This window comes from Novosphingobium album (ex Hu et al. 2023), from assembly GCF_022832385.1.
Classification (GTDB): domain Bacteria; phylum Pseudomonadota; class Alphaproteobacteria; order Sphingomonadales; family Sphingomonadaceae; genus Novosphingobium; species Novosphingobium album.
In genome coordinates this window covers 1-8,120 of record NZ_JALHLE010000056.1, presented here as the reverse complement: position 1 = coordinate 8,120, position 8,120 = coordinate 1, and the positions used below count along the sequence as shown (strand labels likewise).

The 8,120-nt window shown below is 62.4% G+C and carries 10 protein-coding genes; 6 read left to right on the top strand and 4 right to left on the bottom strand.

Annotated elements, in window-relative coordinates; translation table 11 throughout:
- Positions 1 to 45: 45 nt before the first annotated feature.
- The 3 genes from MTR64_RS21015 to MTR64_RS21005 are packed head-to-tail and all read right to left on the bottom strand — an operon-like array spanning position 46 to position 1,751.
- The gene (locus MTR64_RS21015) at positions 46 to 456 is read right to left on the bottom strand and encodes a PaaI family thioesterase (protein ID WP_243996520.1); all 411 of its coding nucleotides are present in this window, start codon (positions 454 to 456) and stop codon (positions 46 to 48) included.
- Between the two features lie 13 nt (positions 457 to 469).
- The gene (locus MTR64_RS21010; RefSeq protein WP_243996518.1) at positions 470 to 901 is read right to left on the bottom strand and encodes a PaaI family thioesterase; all 432 of its coding nucleotides are present in this window, start codon (positions 899 to 901) and stop codon (positions 470 to 472) included.
- Positions 902 to 944: 43 nt separating this feature from the next.
- The gene (locus MTR64_RS21005) at positions 945 to 1,751 is read right to left on the bottom strand and encodes an IclR family transcriptional regulator (protein ID WP_243996515.1); all 807 of its coding nucleotides are present in this window, start codon (positions 1,749 to 1,751) and stop codon (positions 945 to 947) included.
- A 279-nt stretch (positions 1,752 to 2,030) separates the two neighbouring features.
- Here MTR64_RS21005 and MTR64_RS21000 point away from each other — a divergent pair, with 279 nt between their 5' ends.
- The 5 genes from MTR64_RS21000 (at position 2,031) to MTR64_RS20980 (ending at position 6,367) form a co-directional block, all read left to right on the top strand.
- Positions 2,031 to 3,206, top strand: coding sequence for an LLM class flavin-dependent oxidoreductase (locus MTR64_RS21000; RefSeq protein ID WP_243996513.1), 1,176 nt, complete (start codon positions 2,031 to 2,033; stop codon positions 3,204 to 3,206).
- The gene (locus MTR64_RS20995) at positions 3,199 to 3,657 is read left to right on the top strand and encodes a VOC family protein (RefSeq protein WP_243996510.1); all 459 of its coding nucleotides are present in this window, start codon (positions 3,199 to 3,201) and stop codon (positions 3,655 to 3,657) included. The genes MTR64_RS21000 and MTR64_RS20995 overlap by 8 nt, the downstream gene beginning before the upstream one ends.
- An 88-nt stretch (positions 3,658 to 3,745) precedes the next feature.
- Entirely contained in the window at positions 3,746 to 5,314 is a 1,569-nt protein-coding gene (locus tag MTR64_RS20990) for an AMP-binding protein (protein ID WP_243996508.1), read from the top strand.
- Positions 5,311 to 6,045, top strand: a complete 735-nt coding sequence (locus tag MTR64_RS20985; RefSeq protein WP_243996506.1) for an enoyl-CoA hydratase/isomerase family protein — start codon at positions 5,311 to 5,313, stop codon at positions 6,043 to 6,045. The genes MTR64_RS20990 and MTR64_RS20985 overlap by 4 nt, the downstream gene beginning before the upstream one ends.
- 34 nt (positions 6,046 to 6,079) lie before the next feature.
- Positions 6,080 to 6,367: a putative quinol monooxygenase gene (locus MTR64_RS20980; protein ID WP_243996504.1), complete on the top strand. Its 288-nt coding sequence runs from the start codon at positions 6,080 to 6,082 to the stop codon at positions 6,365 to 6,367.
- A 24-nt stretch (positions 6,368 to 6,391) separates the two neighbouring features.
- Here MTR64_RS20980 and MTR64_RS20975 read toward each other — a convergent pair whose 3' ends face one another.
- Complete coding sequence (locus MTR64_RS20975) at positions 6,392 to 7,009, bottom strand: carboxymuconolactone decarboxylase family protein (protein ID WP_243996502.1); 618 nt, start codon at positions 7,007 to 7,009, stop codon at positions 6,392 to 6,394.
- Between the two features lie 92 nt (positions 7,010 to 7,101).
- On the opposite strand from MTR64_RS20975, the gene MTR64_RS20970 reads away from it, so the two are divergent.
- Positions 7,102 to 8,040 (top strand): aldo/keto reductase, encoded by a 939-nt coding sequence (locus MTR64_RS20970; protein WP_243996500.1) that lies wholly within the window; start codon positions 7,102 to 7,104, stop codon positions 8,038 to 8,040.
- Positions 8,041 to 8,120 lie beyond the last annotated feature (80 nt).

The window sequence follows — 8,120 nt, the reverse complement described above, 5'->3', positions numbered from 1 at the left end:
TACATGGTCTGGGTCGTCATGGGTCTTGCCTCTCTCCGGTGGCGGTTACGCGCCGCTGCCTTGTGAAATCTCTATGTTGACCGTGGCCGTGGCGATCGGCTTGTCCTCGCTCTCCTGCCACAGCATCGCGGCAACATTGGCGAGCCGGCGGCCTGCGCGCACGATCCGGGCGGTCGCGAACGTCCGTTGTTCCAATGCGGGGCGCAGGTACTCTACGGTGGTGTTCACTGGCTCAAGCTGTGCCGGGCTGCGTCTGAGGCGCAAGTCCGCGTCAAGCGCGGCCATTGCTGCAAGTTCGAGCAGCGTTGCAACAACACCGCCGTGATACATTCCCGGGTTGCCGCAAAGGTTTTCTGCGTAATCGACCGCAAGCACGGGACGCCCGTCTTCCCAGCGGTCGACGGCAATGCCGATCGTACTGGCAAACACGGGCAGGTCGATTGGATGCGTGCTCATTTGATTGTGCTCCTCAAAGCAACGCGTAGGCCGAGGAGACAAGGCAGGCGGGATCGTCCGGACTGCGCTCGTAGGCGATACCGCGTGCATAGCCGATCGACGATGACAGGCTCACGCATTCGCACCGGCATATCAGGCCGGCGCCGCGTTCGAGCGGGCGCAAGTAGTCTGTACGCAAGTCCAGGGTAACCTGCGGCAGATAGCCACCGCGCCGCAGCCAGATCGAAACCCCGGCCGTGTTGTCGAGCAGCGCCATGACCGGGCCACGCGCCAGGGATCGTTCCTGAGGGTCGCCTGTCAGCCGCTCTTGCCAGGGCATGGCGAGTTCTATCCAGCGATCGCCATGCGCATGATAGCAATGGCCCAGCATCGCGTTGAGGCCCTTGCCGGAGAGCACGGCATCAAGTTCTGCCGGTTCGAAGCGCCAGGCGTCTGTTTTGGTCACTTTCCTCTCCTAATGGAAACGGCGCGCGGTACGTTGGGGAGCGTCAGGGTGTGATGGCCACTGCTTCGCGGTGCCCAAGGGAGGCGGAAATGCGGCGTGCCGATGCGATGGTTGCGCTTTTCAGCATCGCTGCATCGTCGTTCATGCGGCCGGTCGGCCCGGCGACGATCAATGCCCCAAGCACGCGCGAGGAATTGTCCATCACCGGTGCCGCAATGCCGGTGATCCCTTGCACCATCTCGTCCGCGACCGATGAAAATTGTTCTTCGCGTGCCGTCCGGACGTATTCAAGCAAGCGGCTTTTGCCGGTTTCGGTTTGCGCAGTGATGTGTTTGAGCGGAGCTTCGGCAAGCTGGGCCTTCACTTCGTCGTCCGTCATTCCTGCAAGCAGAATGCGGCCGCCCGCGGTGCAATAGAGCGGGCTGCGGTCACCGATGCCGACCGAGATGCGGATCGCACCCCGGCTTTCGACCATGCCGATATAAGTCATCATTTGCGGGCGTTCTCCGGTCAGGACGCCGTAGAGCACGGTTTCTCCGGTGAGTTCGTTGAGAGACTTCATGCCCGCACGGATGTAGTCGTCCATATGGCTGCGCTGCCGGGCCGCCAGCACTGTCCCGGCGAGGTCGAAGGAACTGCCGCCCAGCCGGTACGTGCCATCCGAAAACACCACGTAGTCCATATCCACCAGGCCGCGCAGCAGGCCTATCAGGCTTGTCTTCGGGGTTCCCAGCCGGCGGCTCAGCTCGGCGAGGCTGAGAGGGGCGTCCGACAGGCTCAATACTTTTATGATCTGCAGTACCCGCGCCACCGAGAGAGGCGCCTTTCCGCTGCTGGACTTCCCTTCCATTGTTTGCCCCCAAAACCCCCATGCAGGCCGTTGCATCGTGCGCCGTCGCGCATTCGCTCTTCGCGGCATTTCCCCGCCCTGATTTTGCGTTCTTGCCAGCACAGTCCGGACGATTTATAAATGAACGCAAATACGAATAATGGTCGCATATACGTATATTGAGCATCCTGTCAAGGCGGGTTTTCGAAGGACTTCGAAGCGCCGTCGCAACGCCTCCGAAGCGGTCCTTGTGAGGGGCCGGGGGCAGAAGGAACAGGGCAAGACTCGAAGGGAGAGTTCATGAAAGTCAATCTCGGCATCGCTTCGCAGAATTCGGCCGATTGGGAGCGGATTATCGAAGGTGATCACGAAAATCCGCCGCAAATGGATGACTGGCGGATCGTGGAGCAGGCACTGGCACTGGGTGATCTGGCCGAACCGCTTGGATTTGACGGTATCTGGGTGCCGGAGCACTTCGGCACGCCTTACGGGATGACTCCCAATCCGTTGCAGCTGCTGGCGTATTTTGCCGGACGTACGCAGCGCGTCAGCTTCGGTACGCAGATCGTGGTCGTGCCCTGGTGGAATCCGATGCGGCTGATCCACCAGATCGCCTATCTCGATATCATTTCGAACGGCCGTTACCAGACCATCGGGCTGGGCCGGGGCGTGGCCAAGAGCGAGTTCGATGCGCTGGGCATCCCGCGCGAGACCAGCATGAAGCGCTTCGAGGAAACGATCGACATCCTCGAACTCGCCTTCACCAAGGGGCGCTTCTCCTATGAGGGGGAAGTATTCCGGATCCCCGAGACGGAAATCCGGCCCGCGCCCAAGAGCAGGGACCTGTTCTCGCGCCTCTACGGCGCCTCCGCCACCGGCCCGTCGCTGGAAATGATCTCGCGGCGCGGCGTCAAGCCGCTGTTCGTCGGCAACAAGCCGCTCAGTGACGCGGCTGACGATGTGCGCAAGGTCAATACCATGCGCCGCGAGGTCGGATTGCCGCCTTGCCAGCCCAAGAACATCCTCTTCACCTATTGCGTGGCCGACCGGTACGAGGCCGAGAAGGCCGACGAATACCTGGCTGCGGCGAACCGCGACGTGGCGCTGGCCTACGGACTGAACGATCCTTCGAACTTTGCGGGCGTGAAGGGGTACGAAAGCTATGCGGCGCGGGCCAGCGGGGCGACGGCTCCGGATGCGAGGGCCGCCGCCGAAGGCAAGCCTGCACCCAAAGGCTATGACCAGTCGAACCTGATGATCGGGACGCCCGACATCATCATCGAGCGCATTATCGAAAACCAGAAGGCCTGCTCCTTCTCGGAGATCACGCTCATGCCGCAGTTCGGAACCATGCCTTACAGCGAAGCGGCCAGAAGCGTGGAGCTCTTTGCCCGCGAGGTGCTGCCGGCCGTCCACGAAATGGAAGCGCCGCTCCATCCCTCGGCCCTGCCAGAGGAGATGGCGAGCGATGCCTGAGCGCACCGAGACCTCCCGGTTGAACCCCGATCTGTGGGTCTGGGGCGAGGACGAGATGCGTCCGCGCCTGCTGCACGCGATGATCCGTGTCGCCGATTTCAAGGAATCTCTGCGGTTCTACTGCGACACCTTGGGCATGCACGTGCTCGACCGGTTCGATGTGGAATCGCGGCGGGCGACGGGCGTTTTCCTGGGATATGGAAACTACCGGAATTCTGCGCTGCTGGAACTCACGCAGAAGTGGGATGTGGATACATACACGCATGGCGACGCCTTCGGGCATATCGCGATCGGTGTGCCGGATCTGGCTTCAACGGTGAGCGCGATCGCGGATGCCGGATACGAAGTGACCGATCAGCCCAAGGTGCTGATGCCGGGCGGTCCGATGGTCGCTTTCGCGAAGGATCCGGATGGTTTTGCGGTCGAATTGATTCAAATACGGCGGGCCTGACAGTCGTGTGCGAGCCAGCTCCTTCATTGTATCATCGATGGCGGCATGAAGTTTGCCCCGCGCCCTTCGGGAAGGCGGGGTTCTGGGCATGACCATTTTCCACGACCTCCTGCGATCGTCTGCCGCGACGCATGGCGGCCGCATCGCGCTGCTGTTCGGGGAGGAGCAGCTTTCCTACGAAGATGTGCTTGTTCGCGCCGAGGGGCTGGCGGTGAAGCTCACGTCCGAGGGAATTGGGCCGGACGACCATCTTGCCGTGGTCATGGACAATTCGCTCGAATGCGTTCTCGTGTGGCTGGCCAGCAGCATCATCGGTTGCACCGAGGTGCCGGTCAATCCGCAGTATCGGGGGACATTGCTCCACTATATGCTGGCGGACGCGCAAGTGACCGCGGCCGTGTGCGACGCGTGCTATCTTCCCGGCATTCTGGACGTTGCGGCGCAGTTGCCGGATCTGAAGCGCGTGCTGGTAAACGGGCACGATGCCGGTTCCGGCAGCTTTCCGGTCACAATCCGTTCGCTCGACGTCTCGGCAACACCCGAGCAGTTCGTTGGCGTGGAGAGCGCGCCGGAGCGGATAATCCTCTACACTTCGGGAACAACCGGGCCCTCGAAAGGCGTGGTCCACACACAGCGCTCGATGCTCGTCCTGTCGCGCTACAACGCCGAAGTCATGGGCTACGGCGAGCATGACCGGCTGCTCAACTTCTTCCCGCTGTTTCACCAGAACGCGCGCTATACCGGGGTCATCCCGGCCCTTTGCTCGGGTGCGAGTATCCGGATCGAACGCAAGCTCAGCACCAGCACGTTCTGGCAGACCTGTGACCGGGACCGGATAACAGCCTTCAATTATCTGGGTTCGGTCCTGCGGATGATCCTCAATGTGACCGGGCCTGAACGGCACACCGGCATGCACAGCGTGAAGAAGGCCTTCGGGGCAGGAGCCTCGCCTGGAGTCTGGGCGGAATTCGAGGACCGGCTAGGGATTGCCCTCTACGAGACTTATGGCCTCAGTGAGGCGCCGATGGCGACGCTTAACCTGCCGGAAAACCGCTCCCCACGCGGATCGGCGGGCAGGGCGAGCGCGCTTTTCGATGTCGCGGTCGTCGATGAGGACGACGAGTTGCGACCGGCGGGCGAGATGGGTGAAATCGTGCTGCGGCCGCGCCGTGCCGATGCCCTGATGGCGGGATACCACAACAATGACGCAGCCACTGCCCATGCCTTGCGCGGCGGCTGGTTCCATTCGGGTGACCGCGGTTTTCTGAACGCTGCGGGTGATCTCTACTTCGAGGAACGGGCCAAGGATTCGATCCGGAGGCGGGGCGAGAACATCTCGGCGTGGGAGGTGGAGAGCGTGCTCGAACAGCATCCGGCGGTTGCCGAGGCGGCCGTGTGCGGTGTGGCTTGCGACGATCGGGAGGAAGAAGTCGCCGCCAGCCTTATCCCCAGCGATGCAAATGCCAGCCTCGCCGACATCGTGGCATTCGCGCGGCAACGCCTCCCCGCCTACGCGGTGCCGACACTCATGCGGCTGGTCCCCGACCTGCCGCGCACCCCCACGGCAAAGGTCCGCAAGGAGGAACTGCGTGCGGTTCCACGCGCCAGCTACTGCGCCCTGCCGGCTGCATGCAAACAGGAAGGATTGCTCGAATGACCGGTCAGACGATCACCATGGAAACCGCGGATCGCGTCGCCACCATCACTATCCGGCGTCCCGAAGCGAAAAACGCACTTACCAAGGCGATGTATGCGGCAATTCGCGATGCGGTGCTCGCGGCCGATGCGGATGACGGCGTCGCATGCGTCGTCCTGCGCGGCTCGGAAGGGGCGTTCTGCGTGGGCGGGGACCTGAAGGAAATGCTCGATGCCATCGAGACCGATCCTTCGCGGTTGATGGACTATGAGGAATACCTTCCCTTCGAAGCGGTGCGTTCGCTCCGCAAGCCGTCGATCGCCAGCATCGACGGGCTGTGCATCGGCGGTGGACTTACCATGGCGCTGATGTGCGATTGCCTTGTCGCCACCGGCCGTTCCCGATTTGCGATCCCTGAGGCGAAAGTGGGGATCGTCGATGGCCACCTTCCCCGGCTGTTGCGTGAAGCCGTCCCGCCGCCGCGTTTGCGGTACTGGATGTACAGCGGCAGCCTGTTTTCGGCACAGGAGGCTTATGAAGCTGGGCTCCTGACCAAGGTGGTGCCTTCGGATGATCTTGATGGGACACTTGAACGCATTGTGCGGGAATTTCTGGCTAGCTCGCCCGAGGCGATCCGGCATCTCAAGACCGTGCTGAACGAGACACGTCCGCTGTCCCCCATGACAGACGCCTACCTGACAATGACGCAGCCGCACACGCGCAAGCGCCTGGAAGCCTTCGCGGCGCGCTGAGGACCAATTTACGCCACAACACGGGAGAGAGATGATGCCTATTGGAGGACTGGTGCGGCTTGTTCCCAAGCCGGGAGCGGAACAGGAACTGCTGGAGCGGGCCAGCGACGTGCTTGATGACGTGCGCGGAGAGCCGGGCAATATGGTCGCGATCCTGTTGCGCGATCCCGCCAATCCGCGAGACGTCCTGATGTTCGAGTTGTTCGAGGATCAAAATGCGATCGAAGCGCATCACGTTGCCCCGCATTCGCTGGAGAAGGGCCCATTCGTGCGCGCCCTGCTGGCGGCGCCAATGGAGGTCCAGCATCTCGAGACGATCTAGGGTCAGGCACTTGTGCCTGACCGGTCAGTTCGAGTGGATCGGCTTGCCCGAGAAAAACGCCTTGAGCTTTTCGGGATCGGCCGAAAAGTCCTCGGCGAGCTTCACCCGCGCGACATTGGTTGTCCACGCCGTGACGACATAGAGCATCACGGTCGCGAACAGTTCGACGAGGCCGGGATAGCCTATGGCGGCGATCAGTCGGTTGCGCACTTCGGCGGTCAGCGTCGCGGTGTCGAGAAGCTGCAGGTTTGCTTCCCAGGTGGCCCGTTCGGCGTCGTCCGCGAACGGAGGTTCGTGGCCCTCGCGCAGAGCATCGATCAGGTTCTGCGTCAGCCCCTCGTTGAGCGCGAAGGGCACATGGAAGTCGAATTCGACCATGGCGCCCAGCCGGGCCGAGGTAACGAGCACGATGATTTCGCGCAGACGGCCGGGCAGATCCTTTCGCGCCCGGACCGCATCACCGAGCTGGAGCATGATCATTCCGAACTCGGGAAATTGCATCCACGCATTGTACAAGTCTGGCAGACGCTGCGTATCGGGGCCGCCGGTGTAGAACCCTCTCGGCCCGGTCGTCAGTTCGTTCCAGTATTCGAGCTGTTGCGGATCGAGCTGATCCCTGGTGACGTGCGGAAATCCGTCCATGGTGTTGACGCCTCCTCTCCCCATGGCAGTCTGTTGGAAGGCGGGATGCAGGTCAACAGGCCTGCAAAAGGAAGTTCTGGGAGATAAACACGATGCAACTGCGCAAGCTCGGCGGGACCGGGATCGAGATCGCGCCGCTTGTCCTAGGCGGGAACGTTTTCGGCTGGACGGCGGACCGCGAGACCAGTTTCGCAATCCTCGACGCATTCGTCGATGCTGGCTTCAACGCAATCGACACCGCAGACGTCTACAACCGCTATGCCCCCGGCCTTGTCGGCGGTGAATCCGAAACGATCATCGGTGAATGGCTGCAGCAGCGAGGGAACCGCGATCGCGTGATCATCATAACCAAGGGCGGTCTGCCGATGGGAGAGGGGCAGGAGGGACTAGGACAGTTTTATCTCCCGCAGGCCTGCGAAGCCTCGCTGCGGCGCCTGCGGACCGATTACATCGACGTGTATCTTGCCCATGCTCCCGACCCTGCCACGCCCATCGCAGAGACGCTTGAAGCCTTTCAATCGCTTGCAGGTCGCGGCCTTATCCGGGCGTGCGGCTGCTCCAACTTCAGTACTGCACAGGTGCGCGAAGCTCTGGCTGCAGCAGGTGCGGGCCGGGCACGGCTCGGCGTGGTGGAGCCTCGTTACAATCTGGCCGAGCGCGGCGAATATGAAGGCGAGCTGGAGGCGCTGTGCGTGGCTGAGGGTCTGGGCGTTGTAACATACTATGCGCTCGCAGCAGGGTTCCTGACCGGCAAGTACCGTAGCGAGGCCGACATTGCCGGAAGAGCGCGTTCACGGGTCGTGTCCGGGTTCATGAATCCGGAAGGACTGGCCCTGCTGGCGCGGCTGGATGTCGTGGCGGAGCGGCATGGCGCCACGCCCGCACAGGTCGCGCTCGCCTGGAACATGGCGCGTCCTTCGGTCACGGCGCCAATCGCCAGTGCCACGAACGTTGGCCAGCTCGCGGACATCCTGCGTGCGGCGGACCTTGAACTGGCCCCTGAAGATATGAGGTTGCTTGACGGGACGTGAGTTTACGCAACGATCCTCGTCGTTGCACTCAGACCTGATCGGCCCCCGCTGAGTGGTCCGTGTGATTTGTTAGTGTAAAA

Coding starts and splice junctions, on each gene's coding strand:
- MTR64_RS20980 (WP_243996504.1), top strand. CDS start 6,080: ATGCCTATTGGAGGACTGGTGCGGCTTGTTCCCAAGCCGGGAGCGGAA.
- MTR64_RS20970 (WP_243996500.1), top strand. CDS start 7,102: ATGCAACTGCGCAAGCTCGGCGGGACCGGGATCGAGATCGCGCCGCTT.
- MTR64_RS21005 (WP_243996515.1), bottom strand. CDS start 1,751: ATGGAAGGGAAGTCCAGCAGCGGAAAGGCGCCTCTCTCGGTGGCGCGG.
- MTR64_RS21000 (WP_243996513.1), top strand. CDS start 2,031: ATGAAAGTCAATCTCGGCATCGCTTCGCAGAATTCGGCCGATTGGGAG.
- MTR64_RS20995 (WP_243996510.1), top strand. CDS start 3,199: ATGCCTGAGCGCACCGAGACCTCCCGGTTGAACCCCGATCTGTGGGTC.
- MTR64_RS20990 (WP_243996508.1), top strand. CDS start 3,746: ATGACCATTTTCCACGACCTCCTGCGATCGTCTGCCGCGACGCATGGC.
- MTR64_RS21015 (WP_243996520.1), bottom strand. CDS start 456: ATGAGCACGCATCCAATCGACCTGCCCGTGTTTGCCAGTACGATCGGC.
- MTR64_RS20975 (WP_243996502.1), bottom strand. CDS start 7,009: ATGGACGGATTTCCGCACGTCACCAGGGATCAGCTCGATCCGCAACAG.
- MTR64_RS20985 (WP_243996506.1), top strand. CDS start 5,311: ATGACCGGTCAGACGATCACCATGGAAACCGCGGATCGCGTCGCCACC.